Annotated in this window: 1 pseudogene; it reads right to left on the bottom strand. The window is 65.4% G+C overall.

From position 1 onward, the window contains the following. Positions 1-234: pseudogene (locus MOV76_RS39665) on the bottom strand (IS481 family transposase); the annotation flags it as partial.

Genomic DNA, 234 nt, shown 5'->3' with positions numbered 1-234 from the left:
CAGCGCCCCAGCCTTTGCCCCTGCGCGAACTTTGGCGGGTTCGATCACCCGTGATGCGGTGGCCAACCTGGCTGAAGCGGCCAGGTTTCTTGATGTCGATATGGATCATTTGGCCGGGCCGCTCGCGCTCATAGCGTCGCACCGGTTCGGCCGGCTCGATATCCTTCAGCCTGGAAAGACCGGCGCGCTTGAGCACCCGGCTCACCGTTGCCGCCGACACGCCCGTCTGCTTGG

This window comes from Rhizobium sp. PRIMUS64 (genome assembly GCF_023006465.1).
GTDB classification, from domain to species: Bacteria; Pseudomonadota; Alphaproteobacteria; order Rhizobiales; family Rhizobiaceae; genus Rhizobium; species Rhizobium leguminosarum.
Note: the sequence above shows the minus strand (reverse complement) of the source record. Positions and strands in the feature narration are given on the sequence as shown.